Origin of the sequence: Pseudomonas sp. B19(2017) (genome assembly GCF_002113165.1) — a bacterium.
Taxonomy (GTDB): Bacteria; Pseudomonadota; Gammaproteobacteria; order Pseudomonadales; family Pseudomonadaceae; genus Aquipseudomonas.
Map to the genome: position 1 here is coordinate 191314 of NZ_NEJR01000007.1, position 22041 is coordinate 213354.

Below are 22041 nucleotides of genomic sequence, written 5' to 3' on the forward strand. Positions count from 1 at the left end.
CTCACATGTGTCCGACTTCGTCGGGCAGTTCGTAGAAGCTGGCATGGCGGTAGACCTTGTCGTCTGCCGGGGCGAACAGCGGGTCTTTCTCGTCCGGGGAAGAGGCGGTGATCAGTACCGAAGGCACCACCCACAGGCTCACGCCTTCGCTGCGGCGGGTGTACAGCTCGCGGGCGTTTTCGATAGCCATGGCGGCATCGGCGGCGTGCACGCTGCCGACATGCTTGTGGTTAAGGCCGTGCTTGCTGCGCACGAACACTTCGTAGAGGGTCCAGACTGACATTTTCGATCTCCGCATCAATCGCCGCTCAGGCGGCGTTCTTGTTCTGTTGCTTGCGCGCGTAGGCCACGGCGGCCTCGCGTACCCAGGCACCGTCCTCAATGGCCTTGCGCCGGGTGGCGACACGTTCCTGATTGCATGGGCCATTGCCCTTGATCACTTCGTAGAACTCGTCCCACTGGATTTCGCCGAAGTCGTAGTGGCCGCGCTCGGCATTCCACTTCAGCTCGGGGTCGGGGGCGGTGCAGCCGAGCAGTTCGAGCTGCGGCACGGTCTGGTCGATGAAGCGCTGGCGCAGTTCATCGTTGGTCTGGCGCTTGATTTTCCAGGCCATGGACTGGGCGCTGTTGGGGGAATGCTCGTCGCTGGGGCCGAACATCATCAGGGCCGGCCACCACAGGCGGTTTATCGCGTCCTGGACCATGTCCCGCTGGGCTTGGGTGCCGTGGCGCATCATGGTCAGGAGGATTTCGTAGCCCTGGCGCTGGTGGAAGCTCTCTTCCTTGCAGATGCGGATCATGGCGCGCGAGTACGGGCCGTAGGAGGTGCGCTGCAGCACCACCTGGTTGACGATGGCGGCGCCATCCACCAGCCAGCCCACGGCGCCCATGTCGGCCCAGCTAAGGGTGGGGTAGTTGAAAATGCTCGAGTACTTGGCCTTGCCGCTGTGCAGCTTGGCGATTTCTTCGTCACGGTCGGCGCCCAGGGTTTCCATGGCGCTGTACAGGTACAGGCCGTGGCCGGCTTCGTCCTGGATCTTGGCCATCAGCTGCAGCTTGCGCTTGAGGCTGGGGGCGCGGGTGACCCAATTGCCTTCGGGGAGCATGCCGACGATTTCCGAGTGGGCGTGCTGGGAGATCTGCCGGATCAAGGTCTGGCGATAGGCCTCGGGCATCCAGTTCTTGGCTTCGATCTTGATTTCGGCGTCGATCTTTTCCTGGAAGTTGCGCTCTTCGGGCGACATCTCTTCCAGTGACTTGACCCGCTTGACTCCGGTTTCCACTAGCTGTGCGTACATGTGCTGCGACTCCTGCTAAGGCATGAGTCATTTGTAAGCGATACAAAACATAACGTCAAACAGTTTTATGTGTATCAAATAATATTTGTGTATCACATTCCGGCCTCTTCGCGGGCCTGCCCGCTCCCACAGAGACCGCGCAAGCCTAGGCTTCACTTCATTTCCTGTGGGAGCGGGCGAGCCCGCGAAGAGGCCAGCCGAAAAAACGCAAAAAAAAAGCCCCGGACAATGCCGGGGCCGAAAGGCAGCCGAATGAATCAGCTGGCCAACCGTTTGTCGAACACGTGGCAAGCCTTGCCCTCGGAACGCTTGAGCGCGCCGCAGGGCTGCAGGTGCACCTGGGTGCTGATGCCAATGTAGGTCTTGATCTGTTTGCTCAGTTCGCCGACCACAAGCTTGCGCTGGGCTTCATCGAGGTGCTGGCACTCGGCACGCAGTTCCACATGCACCTCGACACTGTCCAGGTTGCCATTGCGATACAGATGAATCTCATAAAGTTCTGAAAGCTGTTTTATTTTCAAGACCTGTTCCTCGATCTGTGTCGGGAACACGTTGACCCCGCGAATGATCAGCATGTCATCGCTGCGGCCGGTGATCTTGCCGATCCGGCGCATCGGCCGTGCGGTGCCGGGCAGCAGGCGAGTGAGGTCACGCGTGCGGTAGCGCACCATTGGCAACGCTTCCTTGGTCAGCGAGGTGAACACCAGTTCGCCCAGTTGGCCGTCCGGCAGCACCGCGCCGGTAACTGGGTCGATGATCTCGGGGTAGAAGTGATCTTCCCAGATGGTCGGGCCATCCTTGGTTTCGATGCACTCCATCGCCACCCCAGGCCCCATGATTTCCGAAAGGCCATAAATGTCGAGGGCATCGATACCCAACCGTTGCTCGATAGAACGGCGCAGCTCGTCGGTCCATGGCTCGGCACCGAATATACCCAGGCGCAGCTTGAGGTCTTGCGGGTCGATGCCCTGGCGCTCTATCTCGTCGGCAAGGTTGAGCATGTAGGAGGGGGTGACCATGATGATGTCGGGCTGGAAGTCGCGAATCAGCTGCACCTGCTTCTCGGTCTGGCCACCGGACATGGGGATTACCGTACAGCCCAGGCGCTCGGCCCCGTAATGCGCGCCAAGCCCGCCGGTGAACAGGCCGTAGCCGTAGGAAACATGCACCTTGTCACCCTTGCGCCCACCTGCGGCGCGGATCGAACGAGCGACCACATTGGCCCAGGTGTCGATGTCGTTCTGGGTGTAGCCGACCACGGTCGGCTTGCCGGTGGTGCCGCTGGAGGCGTGCAGGCGCACCACCTCCTGCTGGGGTACGGCGAACATCCCGTAGGGGTAGTTGTCGCGCAGGTCGTTCTTTCCGGTGAAGGGGAACTTCGCCAGGTCCTCGAGGCACTTGAGGTCGTCGGGGTGGGCGCCGCACTCGGCAAAGCGCTGGCGATACAGCGGCACGTTGTCATAGGCGTGCTTCAGGCTCCAGCGCAAGCGCTCCAGCTGGTGCTGGCGCAAGGCGTCGACACTGGCGGTTTCCATCGGGTCCAACAGGGCACGATCGGCATCATGGTACATGTTCATGGCTTCACTCGAATTGTTCTTGTACGCCGCGCGGTACCGGTTACGGGTCGCGTGGTGAGTGTCATGGAAGCAGCATATACGGCTGCGTTCGGTTCGGTAACACGCCGATGGTCCGAGCCGCTCAGAGGCGCTCGATGACCATCGCGATGCCTTGGCCGACGCCGATGCACATGGTGCACAGGGCGTAGCGTCCGGCAGTTTCTTCCAGCTCGTGCAACGCGGTGGTGACCAGGCGTGCGCCGCTCATGCCCAATGGATGGCCCAGGGCGATGGCACCGCCGTTGCGGTTGACCCGCTCGTCATCGTCGGCCAGGCCTAGCTCGCGCAGTACCGCCAGGCCCTGGGCGGCAAAGGCCTCGTTGAGTTCGATGACGTCCATGTCGGCCAGCGTCAGCCCGGTAAGCGCCAGCACCTTGCGGGTTGCCGGCACCGGGCCGATACCCATCAACCTGGGTTCGACCCCGGCCACGGCCATGCCGACGATGCGGCCGCGGGCCTTCAGGCCATGGCGGCGAGCGGCGGCGCTGCTGGCCAGCAGCAGGGCGCAGGCACCGTCGTTTACCCCGGAGGCATTGCCGGCGGTCACGCTGCCGCCGTCGCGGAATGGGGTGCCAAGCCTGGCCAGCTGCTCCAGGGTGGTGTCCCCGCGGGGATGTTCGTCGTGCTCGACCACTTTGGCCGGGCCTTTGCGCTGCGCGATCTCGACCGGCACGATTTCCCGCGCCAGGCGGCCGCGTGCCTGGGCGGCGGCGGCCCTGTGCTGGCTGCGCAGGGCAAAGGCGTCCTGATCGGCGCGGGAAATACCGAACTGTTGCGCAACGTTCTCGGCCGTTTCCGGCATCGAGTCGGTGCCGAAGGCTTCCTTCATGCGCGGGTTGACGAAACGCCAGCCAATGGTGGTGTCGAACAGTTCGGCTGTGCGGCCGAACGCCTGCTCGGACTTGCCCATGACGAACGGCGCGCGCGACATCGACTCCACGCCGCCGGCCAGCATCAGCCCGGCTTCGCCGCAGCGCAGGGCGCGGGCCGCATTGCCGATGGCGTCCAGGCCGGAACCACACAGGCGGTTGATGGTGGTGCCCGGCACTTCGATCGGCAGCCCGGCCAGCAAGCTGGCCATGTGCGCAACGTTGCGGTTGTCCTCGCCAGCCTGGTTGGCACAGCCAAGGATGACGTCGTCGATGGCTTGCCAGTCCAGTTCAGGGTGGCGCTGGATCAGGGCCTTGAGCGGAATGGCGGCCAGGTCATCGGTGCGCACGCTGCTCAATGCGCCGGCATAACGACCAATGGGGGTGCGCACGGCGTCGATGATCAGGGCATCGGCCAGGGTGTGTTCAGTCATCTTGCGTCTCCTGCGCCAGCACGGTGCCGCGCACTTTGTAGGACTTGCCTTGGAACATCGCCACCAGCTCGCCGCGCTGGTTCTCGATGCGGACGTGGTACAGGCCGGTGCGGCCCTTGCGGCTGACCTCGCTGGCGCGGGCGGTAAGCACGTCATCGCGCAGCGCCGGTGCCAGGTAGTCGATGCTGCAGCCCAGGGCGACGGTGGCCTGGTCGTAACTGTTGCAGGCGAAGGCAAACGCCGAGTCGGCCAGGGCGAACAGGAAGCCGCCATGGCAGGTGCCATGCCCCTGGATCATCTCGGCGCGTACCGGCATGCGCAGGCATGCCTGGCCCGGGCCGGCTTCCAGCAGGCGGATGCCCAGGCCCTGGGTGGCCTGGTCGCGGGCGTACATGGCATCGGCACAGGCTTGTGCCAGTTCGACTTCAGTCATGCAGGGTGCCTCCTGTGGCTTCGCAGCGGCGTAACAGCAGGGAAGGGCGGTAGCGGCTCTCGCCGTAGCTGCGCTGCAGGTTGTCGAGCACACGCAGGGTGTGGGAGATGCCGATGCTCGCGGCCCAGGCCAGCGGGCCGCGGGGGTAATTGACGCCGGCACACATGGCCAGGTCGATGTCGGCGGCGCTGCCGACCCCTTGCAGCACGGCGTCGGCGGCCTCGTTGGCGAGCATCGCTACGGTACGCAGCACCACCAGCCCGGGCAGGTCAGCGACCGCCGTTACCTTCAGACCGGCGCGCTGCAGCAGCGCAACCGCCTGGTTGCGGGCATTGTCGCTGGTGTCGGCCGACCAGCTGATGGCGAGGCGGGTGGCGGTGGCGTAGTCGAGGGCCAGGTCAAGCAGCACCAGGTTGCGCACGCCGTCTTCGCGGGCGCGCTGGCTGGCCAGGCGGCCATCGGACAGTGCCAGGGTGGCATCGCCCACCTGGATCAGGCCGCAGCCGGCGCGCCGGGTCACGGCGACGCCATTCTGGCGCAGGCGCTCCACCAGCGGCTGCATCACCCCCAGGTCGCCTTCGACGACGCACGCTTCGGCCACGGCGCAGCTTTGCAGTTCAGCTGGCTGTGGGCGTTCGGATCCTTCGGTATAGCTATAGAAGCCTTGGCCGGTCTTGCGCCCGAGCCGGCCCGCATCCACCAGCTCTTTTTGCAGCAGCGAAGGCTGGAAGCGGAAGTCGCCATAGAACGCATCGAAAACGGAGCAGGTTACCGCGTAATTGACATCGTGGCCGATCAGGTCGGTAAGTTCGAACGCCCCCATGCGAAAACCGCCGGCATCACGCAGCAGCGCATCGAGGCTGGCGCAATCGGCCGCGCCTTCCTGCAGCAGGCGCAGGCTTTCAGCGTAGAACGGCCGTGCCACACGGTTGACGATGAAACCCGGCGTGGAGCGCGTGTGCACCGGCTGCTTGCCCCAGGCCAGGGCTGTAGCATGAATGCACGCGGCAACGGCCGGGGCAGTGGCCAGGCCTGAAACCACTTCGACCAGGGCCATCAGCGGCGCCGGGTTGAAGAAGTGCATGCCGACCACCTGGTGCGGGCGTTGCAGCCCGGCAGCCAGACCAGTGATGGACAGTGACGAGGTGTTGCTGGCGAGGATGCAGTCAGTGGCGCACAGGGCTTCAAGCTGGCTGAATAGCGCCTGTTTGACCTGTAGGTTCTCGACGATGGCCTCGATCACAAGCCCGGCATCGGCCAGGGCTTCGAGGGCGTCCACCGGGCACAGGCGGGCGCTGATCGCCTCTCGCTCGGCAGCCTGCAACTTGCCTTTTTCCACCAGGCGGGCCAGTTGCCGGTCTATACCGGCCACCGCCTGGGCAGCAGCGCCGGGACGGTTGTCGTAGAGCTTTACCGGGTGGCCAGCCTGCGCCGCGACCTGGGCGATGCCAGCGCCCATGGCGCCCGCACCGATCACCGCCACCTGCGCATTGCTTGTGAGTGCGCTCATGATCAACGCCCCTTGAATGCCGGTATGCGCTTGTTCATGAAGGCACTCACGCCTTCGCGGTAGTCCTCGCTGCGCCCGGCCAGGCGCTGCAGGTCGCGCTCCAGCTCCAGCTGCTGATCGAAACCGTTGTCGAAACTGGCGTTGAGGGCGCGCTTGATCAGGGCCAGGCCGTAGGTAGGCTGGGCGGCGAGCTGGCGGGCGAGGGTGAGGGCCTCGTCGCGCAGTGCGGCATCGTCCACTACACGGTGGATCAACCCCCATTGCTGGGCCTGTTCGGCGCCCAGGCGCTCGCCGAGCATGGCCAGGGCCTTGGCCCGCGCCATGCCGACCAGGCGTGGCAGCAGCCAGGTGCCGCCGGAGTCGGGTACCAGGCCGATCTTGCAGAAGGCCTGGATGAAGCTGGCCGAGCGGGCGGCCAGCACCAGGTCGCAGGCCAGCGGGATGTTGGCACCGGCGCCGGCAGCCACACCGTTGACCGCACAGACCACCGGCAGCGGCAGGTCGCGCAGAGTGCGTACCAGCGGGTTGTAGAACTTGTCGATCGATTCGCCCAGGTCCGGCATTTCGGCGCCCGGGGCGACGTTGCGATCGGACAGGTCCTGGCCGGCGCAGAAACCACGGCCTTCGGCAGTCAGCAACAACACTCGCGCTTCGCCGCTCTGGCGCACGTGCTTGAGCGCCTCACGCACTTCCAGGTGCATGGCGGTATTGAAGCTGTTCAGCTGTTCGGGGCGATTCAACGAGAGGAGGGCGACGCCGTCCTCGATGGAAAACAGAATGTGCTGGAAAGGCATGACAGACTCGCTCCGTCAGTCGAGGGAAAGATGATCAGCAGCCCTGGAAGCGGGCCTGGCGTTTTTCCTGGAAGGCACGGATGCCTTCGTCGCGGTCGGCGGTGCCGGCCAGCAAGGTGAATGCGTGGCGTTCGAAGCGCAGGCCGCTGGCCAGGTCGGTATCGCCGGCCTTGAGCAGTGCTTCCTTGGCCAGGCGCACCGCCAGCGGGGCCTTTGCGGCGATACTACGGGCGATGTGAAGGGCACGCTCTACGGTGAGTTCCGGCTGGGTGATTTCGCTGACCAGGCCCGCCTGCAAGGCGTGCCGGGCGGTGATGGCCTCGCCGGTCAGCACCATTTGCATGGCCAGCGGCTTGCCTACGGCCCGCACCAGACGCTGGGTGCCACCGGCGCCGGGAATGATGCCGAGGTTGATTTCCGGCTGGCCGAAACGGGCGTCGCTGCCGGCGATGACAATATCCGCGCACATCACCAGTTCGCAGCCGCCACCCAAGGCGTAGCCGTTGACCGCGGCGATCAGCGGCTTGGCGAAGGCGGCAATGCTTTGCCAGTGGGCCACACGAGGGTCGTTGAGGATGCCGACCAGGTCGCGCTCGGCCATCTCGCGGATGTCGGCGCCGGCGGCGAACGCCTTGCGGCTGCCGGTGATAACCACCGCGCGGGTCTGCTCGTCGTGCCCGGCCGCATCCAGTGCAGCGGCCAATTCTGCCAGTAACTCGGTGCACAGGGCGTTGAGTGCCTCGGGCCGTTGCAGGGTAATGAGCTGGACGCCGTGTTCGGGCGCCTGCACATCGAGATATCGCGGCATGTCGGGTTCCTCTGGCTGCACGCACGGCACCTCGTGGGGCCGGCTTTTCTTGGAATTGTTTGCAGGGGCGCGATGCAGAAGCACGCCCAGGTGGAACCAGTATATGCGCAATACGATACAAATTTGCAACGCACAAAATTAGTTGATGTATCTCTTTCAGTGCCATTGGTGATCTAAGCCTAATGGCAACTATTGCTATTGAAACGTTTCATCTATGATATTTATCGAAATATACCGCAGTTTAGGCGAAGGGATTCGCGTCATCAAAAGCGATACAAGCGCCTGGCGATTGACGATCAAATAATTTGTGATACAAGCTCTCCGTGCATTTCAAATCATTCCAGGAGCTTTGCCATGCCTTGCTACCGACTGGACGGCCTGACGCCCGTGGTCCACCCGACAGCCTATGTACACCCCAGCGCCGTGCTGATCGGTGATGTCATCGTCGGCCCTCGTTGCTACGTCGGCCCACTGGCATCGCTACGGGGGGACTTCGGCCGTATCGTGCTGGAGGAGGGCGCCAACCTGCAGGACACATGCGTGATGCATGGTTTCCCGGGGGGGGACACGGTTGTCGAACGCAACGGGCATATCGGGCATGGTGCCGTGCTGCACGGCTGCCGGGTGGGCGCTGATGCCTTGATCGGCATGAATGCGGTGGTAATGGATGGTGCTCATGTGGCACCACGCTGCATCGTTGCCGCCACGGCATTCGTCAAGGCGGGCTTCGAATGCGCCGCGCAAAGCCTGGTGATGGGGTCGCCAGCCCAGGTCAAGCGCCCGCTGACCGAACACGAACTGGCCTGGAAGCAGCGCGGCACGGTGGAGTACCAGCACCTGGCGCGACGCTGCATGAACAGCATGGTTGAATGCCCGCCATTGGCCGAGGTCGAGCCCGAGCGCCCGCGCATGGAAGACACCGGCGTCAGGCCCAAAGGGCAGACATCGGCATGAGCCTGGCTGCGTCACGCAATGGCCAGGCGGCCCGCCGCGCAGGTATAGTCGGTGCTTTATCCCCGCACAGTTCGCCCATGAGCAATCTCGCCCCACTGAACAACCTGATCACCCGCTTCCAGGAACAGACGCCGATCCGCGCCAGCTCCCTGATCATCACTTTGTACGGTGACGCCATCGAACCTCACGGCGGAACCGTCTGGCTGGGTAGCCTGATCAACCTGCTGGAGCCGATCGGCATCAACGAGCGCCTGATCCGCACGTCGATCTTCCGCCTTACCAAGGAAGGCTGGCTCACCGCCGAAAAGGTTGGCCGTCGCAGCTACTACAGCCTGACCGGTACGGGCCGGCGGCGGTTCGAGAAAGCCTTCAAACGGGTCTATAGCCCCAGCCAGCCAGCGTGGGACGGTGCCTGGACGCTGGTGTTGCTCTCGCAACTGGAGGCCGGCAAGCGCAAGGTGTTGCGTGAGGAGCTGGAGTGGCAGGGGTTTGGCGCCATGGCACCGAACTTGTTGGGTTGTCCGCGGGCAGACCGCGCTGACCTGGCCGCCACCTTGCGGGACCTGGAGGCAAGCGACGACAGCATCGTCTTCGAAACCCATACCCAGGAGGTACTCGCCTCCAAGGCCATGCGCGCCCAGGTGCGGGAAAGCTGGCGTATCGACGAACTGGGGCAACAGTATAGCGAGTTCATCCAGTTGTTCAGGCCGCTATGGCAAGGTTTGAAAGAGCAGCCACAACTCGATGCCCAGGACTGCTTCCTGGCGCGCACGCTGCTGATTCACGAATACCGCCGGCTACTGCTGCGCGACCCGCAACTACCAGACGAGCTGTTGCCTGGGGATTGGGAGGGAAGGGCTGCGCGGCAGTTGTGCCGCAACCTCTATCGCCTGGTGTTTGCCAAGGCGGAAGAATGGCTGAATGCCGCGCTGGAGACGGCTGATGGGCCTTTGCCGGATGTGAATGAGGGTTTCTATAGGCGTTTTGGCGGGCTTGTTTAAGGGTTGGGCGCAGAAGCGGTCAGAGTGTTACGCGATGTTACCCATTACCCCAGTTCAGTTGCGACGTTCTGGCTGTAAAGCGCCTGGTTGAGGCGAGAAGGCAGGGCATGGTGTTTGCATTGCTCAGGGCTCGAACCTCAACTGGTATAGACCATGAGCTCACCACTGCACTGCTGCACCCGCTCGCCAGTCGCGGGCAACCTCGGCGTCCTGTCGGCTGCTGCCAGTGGGCTGGAGGGTTTCGTCACAAGTGTCGGAGGCGACATTGACCTGATACTGGGGCGCGCCGGGGTCGATCCCGAGATTCTGCGACAACCCACGCTCAGCCTGCCGCTCACCAATTACTGCCAGGTGCTGGAAGAGGCGGCCCGCCAGTCACACTGCGACAACTTCGGTTTGCATTACGGTCTGCAGTTTCAGCCCCAGGCCCTTGGGCTACTGGGTTATGTGGGGTTGTTTTCCAACAGGCTGGAGGAGGCCCTGCGCAATTTCGCGGCGGCGTTTCCTTACCACCAGCACGATACCTTGATACGGCTGGTCGATTGCGGCAAGTGCTATCGCTTCGATTACCAGGTTCGGCACAGCGCCATTCTGGAGCGTCGACAGGATGCCGAACTGACCATGGGCATGGCGCTCAACCTGATACGCCACGTGCTGGGCAAGGACTGGGCACCGTTCGCGGTCAGTTTCGAGCATGCTCGCCCACACGACTGGCAGGTGCATCAGCAGGCGTTCGGCGCGCCTGTCTATTTTGGCCGCGGTTGCAACTCGATGCTCGTCCCCAAGGCTGATCTCAAAGACCAGTGGATGCCAGAGCGCGATGCCAATTTGCTGTTTCTGGTCCAGAACGTGCTCCAGCGCCTGGGCGCGCCCGATCAGCGGCGCAGCCTGCTGGATGAGGCTGACGCTCAGGTGCGCCTTGCCCTGAGCCGCGGAGAGCCTTGCCTGGAGACTATCGCGCAGGCACTGGATCTCAGTGCGGCCGGGCTGCAGCGCCACCTGCGTGAGGCGGGCTTGAGCTTCAGCCAGCTGGTCGAAAGAGTCCGCCGGGAACTGGCGGTGCACTACCTGCGACAACCGAAACGGCCGGTGTCCGACCTGGCCGGGTTGCTCGGGTACTCCGAGGCCAGTGCGTTCTCCCGTGCTTTTCGCCGCTGGTTTGGCGTAAGCCCGCGGCAGTGGCGTAGCGACGATTGCCGGACTGGAAATTGACTTTGCACGCAGAACACGCCTGCGCAGGGTCAAGTCTTGGTCTAGACCAGCATATAAGATCAACTTCGCAAGCTCCGGAGACCTTCCGGCAGGCGCCTTGATCCAGCAGAGCAGGGGGCCAGACCTAAGTCGCGGTAATCAACAGAGGACAACAACATGTACAAGAGTCCTGAGAACGCCCGCCATGAATGGAAATCGCTTCAACGCTGGCGCGTTCAGATATTCATCATCACGTGGCTGGCCTATGCCGCGTTCTATTTCACCCGCAAGGCCTTTTCGGTTGCCAAGCTGGGAATCGCCGAAGACCCCGGCTTCATGCTCGACAAAGCGGCCATGGCCAACCTCGACGCGCTGTATCTGGCTGCCTACGCCGTAGGCCAGTTCGCATGGGGTATCTTCGCTGACCGTTACGGCACCCGCGTCGTCGTGCTTGGCGGGCTGGTGGTGTCGACCCTGGCCGCACTGGCCATGGGCACTTTCGCGACTTTACCGATCTTCGCCAGCTGCATGGTGATCCAGGGCTTGGCGCAATCCACGGGTTGGTCTGGGCTGTGCAAGAACATCGGATGCTTCTTCGCCACCCGTGAGCGCGGTCGAGTGCTGGGCTACTGGAGCACCTGCTACGCGTTCGGCGGCCTGGTCGCAACGCCGTTCGCCGGCTGGTGGGCGTACCAGATCTCCCATGACTGGCGCATGGCGTTCATTTCCTCGGCGGGCGTCGTACTGGTGGTGGCCGTGCTGTTCTTCCTGTTGCAACGCAATCGCCCGCAGGATGCAGGATTGCCCGCCGTCGAAGACGAGGGCGAGCCGGCCGGGCGCACTGACGCGCCCCAGGAGAACTACTGGGCGGCGCTGCGCAAGGTGCTCGCCAACCGCACGGTCCTGGTACTGGGGATGGCGTATTTCCTGCTAAAGCCTGCTCGCTACGCAATCCTGATGTGGGGGCCGGTGATCGTTTACGAACGCATGCCAAGTATCGGCAAAGTCGCTTCGGCCATTGTGCCGTCTGCGTTCGAAGTCGCGGGGTTGGTCGGCCCGATTCTAATCGGTATCGCCTCCGACAAACTGTTTGGCGCTCGGCGCATGCCGGCCTGCGTGATCAGCCTGATGGCGCTGACCGTGTGGCTGATACTGTTCGTGCCGACCATGCAGAGCGGCAACCTCTATCTGGTGGTCGGCTTGCTGTTCATGATGGGCGTCACGCTGTATGGCCCTGACTCGATGATCAGCGGCGCCGCCGCCATTGATTTCGGCACCAGCGAGTCCGCTGGCACCGCAACAGGCTTCGTCAACGGCTGCGGTTCGGTGGGGGCGATCCTCGGCGGGCTGCTGCCTGGCTATTTCGACACCATCACGGTGTTCTTCGTCTTCACCGGCGCTGCGTTGCTCGCCAGTTTGCTGCTGGTGCCGTTCTGGAACAGCCGCCCAGCAAGTCAGGCGACTATCAGTGAACTCGAGACGACGCCTGGCGGTGTCGCGACACCCACGCAAACCACTCGCTGATGCCACTGTCATTTCACCCGGCGAAGGCAGAAACGGCCATCGCCCTTCGACTTTGTACCCTGGAGGTGGCCGATGGCCCTCGCATTGTTTGATCTGGACGACACCCTTATCGATGGCGACTGTGCCAGCCTGTGGAGCAGCCATATGGCCGCGCTCGGCTGGGTCGACGGGCCGAGCTTCATCGAGCGCGACCGTGAACTGATGGCGCTCTATGCCCAAGGCAAGTTGGCCATGGAGGCGTACATGACCTTCAGCCTCTCGCCGTTGGTGGGCCGCACGTTAGAGGAGGTGGCCGAGGCGGTGGCTCCCTTCGTGGAAGATGTCATCGTCCCGCGCATTCACGATGACGCCATTGCCTGCTTGGCGCGCCATCGCGAAGAGGGTGACCGCCTGCTGATCATTTCAGCGTCTGCGCACTTCCTGGTGAGCCGCATCGCCAGGCAACTGGGGGTAGAAGAAGTGCTGGCGATTGACCTGGAACACCAGCAGGGCGCCTATACCGGCAATACCAGCGGGATACTGACGTACCGGGACGGTAAGGTGACGCGGCTTCACAGTTGGCTGCAAGAGCAGGGCGCGGGGCTGGATGGTGCCTACTTCTACTCGGATTCACGCAATGACCTGCCACTGCTTTCACTGGTCGCCAAACCACATACCGTCAATCCTGATCCGGTGCTGCGGGCGCACGCTGACGCGGCGGGATGGCCGATTCTGCGGTGGCATTGATAGTTTTCAAGAGGGAAAATAGGAAGAGTGATTTATATAACTAAACAAAACTGATGGTATGAGAAGGTTGCTCCTCGACAAACCCGTGCCATTATCTGCTTGGGCACTCCGTTCCTCAGCGCTACGGGTTTTCATCACCTGTATCGAGGGGCTGATGGGACCGCGTGGGGGCTGGATGCAGTAGTTAACGAAGCGAGGAGAACGCGTTCGCGAGGTTCGCCGTCACTTCGCAATGAAATCGAGCGGCTGTTCTGAACATGGGGCATGGATTCTTTATCCATGCGTTCAGCACTCAATACCCTGTCATTGGGGAAGTGCACCGAGAGAGCGCCCTTGGCCATCTGTGTGTTGGCGGTTGGCATGGACGCCTGACAACCAGCAACTGCCGTGATTGCGAGCAACAGCATCGACTTGAGCATGATATGAGTCCCGAGTGAGAGTTGCTTCAGCATACCGCTAACTCGTACCATTGGCGTCAGCTACAGAAGTTCGTTCTGCCATTTCACAGGCCAAACCTGTAGCTTCTGGCGTTGATTCATCTGCGAAACAAGTAAACTATATGACTATTGAATTTCTCAAGACATTTCAAAAACAGTACTTCAAGGGCAGCAAGGAGATCAATAAACGAATTATCCATACGGCCAAGGGGTTGGTTGATCGCATCTTCAAGCGGGAAGAGTTTCTTAGTGAGCTGAGCGTTACCGAATCGCTAAGAATCCAATATGGCGTCGAGCTCTTAAAGTACGCAATCGCAAACAAAGAGGCTACCATCGAGCAACTAAAGTATTACAAGGCTGGGTTGAAGACGATTAATGCAAAACTCAAGCATCGCATTGATTTTCTCGTGCTTACCTCAGGCAGTCTTGTTGTATTTGGGCTCACATCCAGTTCGGGGAAATCATCCGTCTTATTGGATACTTTTCCGACGCTAGAAACGTCACCGATGGCCCACGCACCATCCTACTTTGTATTGGGAATGCTCTGTCTGATTGGTCTTACCCTCTTCGAGCGAGCGTCAGTGCTCTATCTGATTGCGCGAAATGAAGAGATCATCAACGTCATCGACTCCGTGTCCTGAACACGCGCCAGGACCAGGCACCCGACATTTTGTAATTGGTGTTGTGCGTCGCGTTGAGGCTCTTGTGCCGCAGATCTGCCTGCAATTCCTTCATCTCCCGGAACGGCGCGTCAAAGGTGACCGACGTGTGCCGCAAGCAATGCAGCGTAAGCGTCCGGGGAAGGCACATTGCGATGCGCTAAGCTGTAATGCTTTAGGATTGAGGTCTCAGCATGGAATGCCACGTTCGTCCCGCCACTAGCAGAGATGCAGTAGCGATAAGCCGTGTAGTTATTGCCGCCCTGCGTGAGTCAAATTCACAGGACTATCCGCCTGATGTGATCGCTCAGGTTGAGCAAAGCTTTTCTCCTGAAGCCATCACCACACAGCTTACGAAGCGTAAGGTCTTCGTGGCCTTGTTGGGCGGAAACATTATTGGCACTGCCGGTCTCGACGGTGATGTGGTCAGAGGTGTTTTCGTTGACCCCGCTCACCAAAAAGGCGGTATCGGGCGGCATTTGATGGATGTCATTCATACAACTGCCGCTAGCGCAGGAGTTGGAGCTGTACGTGTGCCATCGTCGATTACAGCTGAAAGTTTTTATACCGCGCTGGGTTATCAAAGAATCCGCGACGAGTTTCATGGGGCGGAGCGCACCATCGTTATGGAGAAGAGGCTGTAGGATTAGCCCGGACTATCTACTCATTTATGGGGCAACAAATCAGTGATCTACAGCGTGGTCAGCACGAACAGGAGACGCTCATGTACTGAGTCTTCAGCGGTCATCGCTCTGCCGTGTCGATCACGTAATCCCATTGCAGGCGGGTGAGGGCGCAGCCTGACACTTCGTGGGTATGCCGTTGCTTGTGCACGGCTTTTTGTTTGACCGCCCGAACTCACTTAAGCCTTCATCCATAGCGTATTAGCAATGGCCATAACAGTAAGCGCGCGACATGGGTGCGGTAGCAATTGAAGGTGGCCTCGTTGCCTGCATAGGATTTGAGGAAACCCCGAGCGGCGAGGTAGCTCTGGTAGGCTGGGTCACTTTCGAAGAGCGGCTAAGGAATCGACAGCATGGGCTACCTATTAATAATAGGAAAACTATTAGCGCTTAGGAATATCCGGGCCTGGCAATTATAGGATATGTAGAAGGGCGTATTTGGTGTTTCGCGGCGATATTCGCGTGCTGCGCAGCAATAACTACACTAAATGAATATTTAGCGTAGTTATTGCTTAAGCGAATATTATAAGGGCAGGGTAGCTCATGCGTGATCGCTAACGCTCACGTTTGCACGCTAGCGTTCAAAGAATGAGCTATGGGTAGCTCACCTGGGGAGCTACCTTCGGCGGCAGTCATCATCAAGGAGCACCATTCAATGACTCACTTTCCAGGCAGGATGCTTGAAAGCGCCCATAACTACCTTAAGGCCGCTGAGCTTCTAGACGCACAAAACCTCCCGCATGTCGCCATGGTCAACGCAGCGATCGGCATGGAGATCCTGCTGAAAAGCTTTATTTCCGTGCCAGATCAACATCAAGGTACGTCCGGCGAAACCTACAAGCTCGACGTCGAAGCGCTCAAAGCGGCTCACCAGCACCTGCAGTCAATCGGCAAGATTCCACCAAAACAAAAGCGTGACGCTCACGACTTATTGACGTTGTTTCATGCCATGCCCGCAGCGATTCGCCAGACTCTGGCCCTGGACAGCCAGGAAGGTTCGTTCGAACGGTATCGGGATGTGTTTACCAACGGCCGGTATCTGTACGAGTCGAGCAGTTGGAAATTTTCCGATCCAGTGCTGATGAGATTGTTGCGGTGGACATTGGCTAACGTGGTTGGTTACTACAAGGAACGAGGCTCGCAGGATCCGTTTGTTCTGGGTTACATCGCTGAGGTACAGGCACGAGCTGCAGCACAGGATGAGGCCAGGGGCGTGGCTTCAAATCTGCCCACCCTCGGTCCCAGTAGCTTCATACGAAGATGCGCATAAGGTGTATTATGTTAAATGTCCTATTTGTAAGTGCCCGTCTTCCTGACACCTGTAGTCGGTAATCATTAGAAATGAGATTGCGCCCTGCAATAGACTCCGGAAGCTGCTCGCACGCCTTCACGGCAGATTGACCGGGCTCATGGAATGCTGCTTGGGCTTTGATGCAGTTTTTCACGGTATTCCGCCAGCTGACTGAGCGTTTCATCGTGCTTGCTCTTTAGCTCTTTAGCTCTTGGCACTGGGCTCGGAGATCATCGATGTTTCTTCGAGGTGGGCTTATAAACTAGCTCTTCACCTCTCGCCGCTGTGCCTGGCCCTGCACAGTGAGTGTCATCAGCAGCGTGCCGCACGCTGCGGTACAGCTGTTCGGCATTTCTAGAATGTAGAATCAAGAAGGATCCCACAGCCGGCAGGAGCCCACGCTATCGAACAGGAAAAGGAATCACCCGTTCAGGGACAGAACCTCAGTACTCGCGAGCTAGACGTACTCTCCTGCATGTTACAAGCCATGGGCTGCAAACAGACTGCCCGGCGGCTTGGCATTGGCGAGCACACCGTTCGTAAACATCGGGGAAGCCTGCTGCGCAAGTTCGGCGCGCGAAACGCCGCGCAATTAGTTGCGCTCGCCCTGGCGGCAAAACCTGAGATGGCGAATGCCGCATCGGACTACGCACGCTGGCGCTGGCCACTCGGCTAACGAGCCGCGAGTTCACAGTCGCCCGCCTGGTCGCGCTAGGGTCGAGCAGCAAGCACATCGCTCGCGAGTTGGGCATCAGCGACCTGACGGTTCGCAAACATCGAGAAAATGTGTACCGGAAGCTGGAGCTGTGCGACGCGGCCCAGCTGGCGATCTGCTGGCCGTCGTTTGCACAAAGCCTTGAGAGCACTGCGGCTGACAACGTTGCTGATTGAAAAAGCCACACAGTCAATACGCTATCGGTGCCGTTGCGGGCGCGACGCCAGCTGTTCGATTCTTCATTTGCCTGCTCGCAACGTCCCGGTTATGGACTGAGCCAAATGGCAGGCTTACCCAAAACGAAGTATTGATCTACAAGGAGTGTTCATCATGTCTCGTACCCTCTACGTACCTGGTACCTGGATTGGCAACTGGCCTGGCGTACGCGTGTGGCAACGCAACCATGGCCAATATGCAGACATTACCGCCCACTGGAATTGGTCGTCCCAATACCACGAGCACTATGAAGTTCTGGCCCTGCAAAATGGCGCGTGGTGGGTGCCGGTGTCGACCAACCCGCCGCACTTCTGGGGCGGTTCAACACCGGTCATTGGCACTCAGCCTCCTGGTGTGCAGCCAGTCGATCCCAACCATGTAGAGTTCCGCCCCATTGGCACCTACATCTGGATACCAAACGGCAGCATTCCCAGGCACCTTGTGCCTGGCGTGACCACCAACACGGTAATCTGTCATGCGCCAACCGCCTATCCGCCTGCCCATGTGGGCGCAGCGTTGACGCTAGAGCAAGCTCAGTTGGCCAACCCGCACGAGTTGCTGGACTCCGTACTGGCGCTGTCGGACGATGACCAGTCGGCCTTCCAGGATTCGGATGGCCTGATCTCGTTCGTTAACCTCTCCAGCTCGTTCGTGACTTCGAACCCGGAGTTCACCACCGGCCGCGCGGTATGCGACAAGGTTTCCAACTTCTTCGCCACGTTGCGTATCAAAGTGTTCCAGTTCCTGAAGGCGAACCCAAGCAAGGTACTACCTGGGGACATCGCACCGACTTCTCAGTGGTCGGCATCTGTGACGCACTACATGCAGTTCTTGCTGGCACAAGCCGGCGGTTTGACTAACTATCGCGTCACAACTGAAACCTACTCCGTGACGCAGATAATCACCGAGTTCAACACTGCCTTCCTGAAACTTGTGTTCGACGCGGTAGTCGTGCCAGAAGCAGTAATCGCAGATGTGACAGCATTCATCCAGGGCGTGGGCAATAGCCTTCGTGCCAGCTGGGATGACCGCGAACGCAACTACGAGACCGCCATTCTCGCGCAGTGCCATGAAGCGGTGCCAACCGACAGTTCCGGTAGTACTACGGTCTATTTCCCCAAGATCAAATACTACTACCTGTCCGTCGATTCGTCTCAGCAGGCGTTCACCTCCCCCTGCAGTTCAGTGGAGAAGATCACCTTCAACTTCAAGTACGAGTACTACGTTACCGGGCTGAAGGCATCTATCCTCGACCCGAATTCCGAGGACTATGCCAATTTTGTAGCCTTCCTCGACAAGGCCCAAGGCATCTCGTATCAGCAAGCGAACAACAACCTGGACGCGGTGCTGGAGGGCACTACCTCACCGGGCTCGTCGTCGGCGCCAGCGACAGATGTTCAACTCGATGCCGGGCAAATGCTTGGCGTCAACCTGTTAGAGTACCCGCGCACCGTCGGCAAGCCGCCTCGTACCATCGAGACCTTGCTGAACACCCGCCAGGCAGTGAAGCCAGCTTACGCTAAGGCGTGATTGAGAGGGCCGGCTGCTGAAGCCATTGGCAACAGTGGCTGGCCCTTCACACCGCATCAATACAGCAGAGGCACAGACTCTGCGGGAGCGAGGACGGATCGTGCTCGCATCAAAGGTCCGACTGTGATTTCCTGGCAGCCGAAGATGCTGCGTCCCCCTTCCCCCTCTGCCTACGTTGGTAAGCGGCGGTACCTAACTGGTACGCAGTCACCAAAAACACCACTACAGACGCGCAAAGCCAGCCAGTGGACGCCATAGCGGTAAAGAATCCGGCAAAAACAGGGGTTGGCCAGACTTTCATGACACCGAGGCTCAACCAAGGTGCAATGATGATGTACAGGATCGGCGTCCAGAACCCCCAGAAAAGAATAGGTAGCAGAGGTTCTGCCCAGGCCACTCCGCCACCAGGTGATAACTTTTCCTTTTTTGCCATGTTCGCTCCTGCTTCTGATTTGGGCGTAAAACACGCCATTCCGTTGAGTAGGTGAGATGTTCGGATGCCGTTGTCAGGTCACAGCCCACGAGGGCAGTTGGAATCAACCCAACAGGTTGCTAGCACCATCGGGTCCCGCTCGCTACCCTAACCTCCCCCGTCGCCCAACAGTTTCCAGGTCAAATCCCATTTCACCCAGACGAGCATGTCATGAAATCCCCCACAGGTTTGCTGCTGTCGGCAATCGAACTGGACCGCGCCAGTGCCATCCCCCTTTACCGCCAGCTGTATCTGCAGATTCGCAAACAGATACTCAACGGCAGAATCCAGGGGGGCGTGCGCCTGCCGTCGACCCGGACTTTGAGCATTGAGTTGGGGCTGTCGCGGATCACCATACTCAACGCGTTCGATCAATTGATTGCCGAAGGCTTCCTGGCCTCGCGCACGGGTGCAGGTACGTATGTCGGTACTGAGTGGGAAAGCCGCAATATCGAGGACGAGCCACCGCGCCAGCCACCGCGCCTGTCCGAACTGAGCCAGTCGATGCTGTCGCTGCGCAGCGATCATTTTCGCGGGGTGTCGTATACCGACTGGGATCCGTCGACGCCGACCTCCTTCCTGCCCAGTCACAGCACCTATGAAGAATTTCCGCAGGCAATCTGGCGGCGCCTGATGAACCGTCATCTACTCAAGCCAACCAAGGCGATTCTGGGTTATGGCGAGCTACAAGGCTTGCAGGCGTTTCGCACCGCGATAGCCGAATACGTCTTCGATGCGCGAGGTATCGACTGCGACGCCGGGCAAGTGGTGATCGTTTCCGGCGCGCAGCAAGCGTTCAACCTGCTGGCCATGCTGCTGCTCAATCCGCAGGACAGTGCCTGGATGGAAGACCCTGGGCACATCGCCGCGCGAATTGCGTTGCAAGCCCAGGGGGCTCGGATAATTCCATTGCGGGTTGATGAACAGGGGATCGATGTGCAGCAAGGCCTTGCCGAGTGCCCTGATGCGCGCCTGGTATTTTGTACGCCTTCGCGTCAGCACCCTTTGGGTGTCACTCTGAGTTATGAGCGGCGCCAGGCACTCATCGACTGGGCCACTCAGCATCAGAGCTGGATCATCGAGGACGATTGCGACAGCGAGTTTCGCTACCGTGGTCGACTTCTCCCGGCACTGTATGCCTTGGACCAGATGGCCCGGGTGATCTACGTCGGCACGTTCAGCAAAGTGCTCTTTCCGTCACTGCGGCTGGGTTACGTGATCCTGCCGCAGGCGCTGGTCGAGCCCTTTTGCACCCTGCGCGCGGTCATGGACCGCAGCCCGCCTACATTGCTTCAGGCCACAACGGCGGACTTCATGCGCGAAGGCCACTTCCTCGGGCACATCCGCCGCATGCGTGCACTGTACAAGGCGCGCCAGCAGGCATTGTTCGAGCAACTTGAACAGCAGATCGGCAGCTTTTTCAGAATTACTCCGACCGATGCCGGCATGCACCTGATCGCCTGGCTGCCCCCCGAGCTCAGTGACACGGACATCGCCCGGCAACTGGCCCGACACAACATTCACACCTATGCCTTGAGCGATTACCGCATCAAGCACGACTTGCCGCCGGCCCTGTTGATCGGCTTTGCCGGCACGCCTGAAAAGCAGGCCCGGGAGCGTGTCGAGGAGCTGGCCCGGGCCTTGCGCACGCTGGGTTATCTGCCACCGAACACTTGATGCGAGGCAAGTGGCCTTATCAATTAATTGATAATGGATCTATCGAGCGTTCCTGACTGGCGCGATAAAGGCTGCGCCGGTAGACCCGGTGTCTGAACCAGGAACGACGCCAATGAACAACAAGATCCAGGAACGATTCAACGCCTTGCTGAGCCATAAGGTGGTCGGGCACGAGACGGCTCCAGTGCTGACGGACGCACTGGCCCAGCGGTTGCTCGAGCGTCTCGGGCAATTGCGCCTGTTTGCCCACGCCTACCCGCTACTCACCAACCTCACCCACGGTCGTGTCACCCCGGCCGACCTGCTGGACTTCGCCTATCGCCACGAGCTGCAAGGTCTGAGCCTGCACTTGCTCGACGGCGAGGAAAACAGCCTGAGCCAGATGTCACCAGTGCAGCTCCAGGCGTTTGCCAGCAAGGCCAAGGCGCTGGGGCTGGATGTGCACCTGGAAATCAGCAGCACGCTGAAAAAGGATGTCGACCAGGTGATCGCCATCGCCAAGGCCCTGGGGGTGCGCAACATCCGTGTTTACTCACGTTACGAGGGCACGCTGTCGCGGGTCATGGACGTGATCGAGACCGACCTGCACTACCTCGCACAACAGGCCGACGCCAACGATCTGTACTTTGACTTCGAGCAGCATGAAGAGCTCAAGAGCAGCGAAATCGCGCAACTGCTCAACCGTCTGAACCACCCTCGCCTGCATGCCCTGTTCGACTTCGGCAACATGATCAATGCCTGCGAACAGCCCCTGCAGGCCCTGCACAACCTGGCGCCGCACATCCGCCAGGTTCACCTCAAGGGCGTGCGCATCGTCCCCGAACAAAACGGCTTCGGCCACTACGGCGTATTGCAAGGCAGCGACGAAGATGATCTGCCCAGCGCCCGCATGCTGTTCGAGCTGTTGATGCTGGGCGAAGCCACCCCACAGGTGATCGCGTTCATTCTTGAGCAGGAAAACCACTACGTGGCCCCGGCCTTCCGCCAGCGCGTTGAAGCGGCCGACCCCTTCATTGCTTACCGGGAGATGAGCGAAACGCCGCTCCCGAAAGGCTACTCGCTCGAGCGCATGCTGGCCGACGAACACCGCTGGGCGAACAACCAGGTGGCCTATGTCCGACGCGTGCTGGGCGAACTGCGCATCTTGGCTGAACTGACCCTGGCCACCCCTTCCAACGCCTGAACCTGACGACCCGATTACGC

General features: G+C 60.5%; 21 protein-coding genes. 13 read left to right on the forward strand and 8 right to left on the reverse strand.

All coding sequences use genetic code 11. The features are described 5' to 3' along the window. Position 1: 1 nt before the first annotated feature. The 8 genes from paaB to paaF form a co-directional block, all read right to left on the reverse strand. Complete coding sequence (gene paaB, locus CAF70_RS12795; protein ID WP_085625088.1) at positions 2-283, reverse strand: 1,2-phenylacetyl-CoA epoxidase subunit PaaB; 282 nt, start codon at positions 281-283, stop codon at positions 2-4. Between the two features lie 25 nt (positions 284-308). Then, positions 309-1298, reverse strand: a complete 990-nt coding sequence (paaA, locus tag CAF70_RS12800; protein WP_015270325.1) for a 1,2-phenylacetyl-CoA epoxidase subunit PaaA — start codon at positions 1296-1298, stop codon at positions 309-311. Positions 1299-1555: 257 nt separating this feature from the next. Continuing rightward, positions 1556-2875, reverse strand: coding sequence for a phenylacetate--CoA ligase PaaK (gene paaK / locus CAF70_RS12805; protein ID WP_085625090.1), 1320 nt, complete (start codon positions 2873-2875; stop codon positions 1556-1558). Positions 2876-2996: 121 nt separating this feature from the next. Further along, complete coding sequence (gene pcaF, locus CAF70_RS12810; protein ID WP_085625093.1) at positions 2997-4217, reverse strand: 3-oxoadipyl-CoA thiolase; 1221 nt, start codon at positions 4215-4217, stop codon at positions 2997-2999. After that, positions 4210-4650, reverse strand: a complete 441-nt coding sequence (gene paaI, locus CAF70_RS12815) for a hydroxyphenylacetyl-CoA thioesterase PaaI (RefSeq protein ID WP_085625095.1) — start codon at positions 4648-4650, stop codon at positions 4210-4212. Before paaI ends, pcaF begins: the two co-directional genes overlap by 8 nt. After that, positions 4643-6160 (reverse strand): 3-hydroxyacyl-CoA dehydrogenase PaaH, encoded by a 1518-nt coding sequence (gene paaH / locus CAF70_RS12820; protein WP_085625097.1) that lies wholly within the window; start codon positions 6158-6160, stop codon positions 4643-4645. The genes paaI and paaH overlap by 8 nt, the downstream gene beginning before the upstream one ends. A 2-nt stretch (positions 6161-6162) precedes the next feature. Beyond that, the gene (gene paaG, locus CAF70_RS12825; RefSeq protein ID WP_085625099.1) at positions 6163-6954 is read right to left on the reverse strand and encodes a 2-(1,2-epoxy-1,2-dihydrophenyl)acetyl-CoA isomerase PaaG; all 792 of its coding nucleotides are present in this window, start codon (positions 6952-6954) and stop codon (positions 6163-6165) included. A 34-nt stretch (positions 6955-6988) separates the two neighbouring features. After that, positions 6989-7762 carry a 2,3-dehydroadipyl-CoA hydratase PaaF gene (paaF, locus tag CAF70_RS12830; protein ID WP_085625101.1) on the reverse strand — a complete coding sequence of 258 codons (774 nt, stop codon included), beginning with the start codon at positions 7760-7762 and terminating at the stop codon, positions 6989-6991. Between the two features lie 354 nt (positions 7763-8116). Between paaF and paaY the strand changes: the two genes are divergently transcribed. From paaY to CAF70_RS12900, 13 genes are all read left to right on the forward strand, one after another. Continuing rightward, entirely contained in the window at positions 8117-8716 is a 600-nt protein-coding gene (gene paaY, locus CAF70_RS12835; RefSeq protein ID WP_085625104.1) for a phenylacetic acid degradation protein PaaY, read from the forward strand. Positions 8717-8793: 77 nt separating this feature from the next. After that, positions 8794-9717, forward strand: coding sequence for a phenylacetic acid degradation operon negative regulatory protein PaaX (paaX, locus tag CAF70_RS12840; protein WP_178076381.1), 924 nt, complete (start codon positions 8794-8796; stop codon positions 9715-9717). A gap of 153 nt (positions 9718-9870) precedes the next feature. Next, entirely contained in the window at positions 9871-10929 is a 1059-nt protein-coding gene (locus tag CAF70_RS12845; RefSeq protein ID WP_085625108.1) for an AraC family transcriptional regulator, read from the forward strand. A 156-nt stretch (positions 10930-11085) separates the two neighbouring features. After that, entirely contained in the window at positions 11086-12432 is a 1347-nt protein-coding gene (locus tag CAF70_RS12850) for an MFS transporter (RefSeq protein ID WP_085625110.1), read from the forward strand. 72 nt (positions 12433-12504) lie between these two features. Then, positions 12505-13158 carry an HAD family phosphatase gene (locus CAF70_RS12855; RefSeq protein WP_085625112.1) on the forward strand — a complete coding sequence of 218 codons (654 nt, stop codon included), beginning with the start codon at positions 12505-12507 and terminating at the stop codon, positions 13156-13158. Between the two features lie 559 nt (positions 13159-13717). Next, positions 13718-14236 carry a hypothetical protein gene (locus CAF70_RS12860; RefSeq protein WP_085625114.1) on the forward strand — a complete coding sequence of 173 codons (519 nt, stop codon included), beginning with the start codon at positions 13718-13720 and terminating at the stop codon, positions 14234-14236. Between the two features lie 212 nt (positions 14237-14448). Continuing rightward, the gene (locus CAF70_RS12865) at positions 14449-14898 is read left to right on the forward strand and encodes a GNAT family N-acetyltransferase (RefSeq protein ID WP_085625116.1); all 450 of its coding nucleotides are present in this window, start codon (positions 14449-14451) and stop codon (positions 14896-14898) included. A 694-nt stretch (positions 14899-15592) separates the two neighbouring features. Next, positions 15593-16207 (forward strand): hypothetical protein, encoded by a 615-nt coding sequence (locus CAF70_RS12870; protein ID WP_256573285.1) that lies wholly within the window; start codon positions 15593-15595, stop codon positions 16205-16207. 424 nt (positions 16208-16631) lie between these two features. Further along, positions 16632-16904, forward strand: coding sequence for a response regulator transcription factor (locus tag CAF70_RS12875; protein ID WP_256573288.1), 273 nt, complete (start codon positions 16632-16634; stop codon positions 16902-16904). 56 nt (positions 16905-16960) lie between these two features. Next, the gene (locus tag CAF70_RS28155) at positions 16961-17119 is read left to right on the forward strand and encodes a LuxR C-terminal-related transcriptional regulator (RefSeq protein ID WP_371915954.1); all 159 of its coding nucleotides are present in this window, start codon (positions 16961-16963) and stop codon (positions 17117-17119) included. Positions 17120-17273: 154 nt separating this feature from the next. Further along, the gene (locus CAF70_RS26740; protein WP_143491592.1) at positions 17274-18689 is read left to right on the forward strand and encodes a hypothetical protein; all 1416 of its coding nucleotides are present in this window, start codon (positions 17274-17276) and stop codon (positions 18687-18689) included. Positions 18690-19332: 643 nt separating this feature from the next. After that, positions 19333-20838 (forward strand): PLP-dependent aminotransferase family protein, encoded by a 1506-nt coding sequence (locus tag CAF70_RS12895; protein ID WP_085625122.1) that lies wholly within the window; start codon positions 19333-19335, stop codon positions 20836-20838. A 112-nt stretch (positions 20839-20950) separates the two neighbouring features. After that, on the forward strand, positions 20951-22021 hold the full coding sequence (locus CAF70_RS12900; RefSeq protein ID WP_085625124.1) for a sugar phosphate isomerase/epimerase: 1071 nt from the start codon (positions 20951-20953) through the stop codon (positions 22019-22021). The last annotated feature ends 20 nt before the right edge of the window (positions 22022-22041 follow it).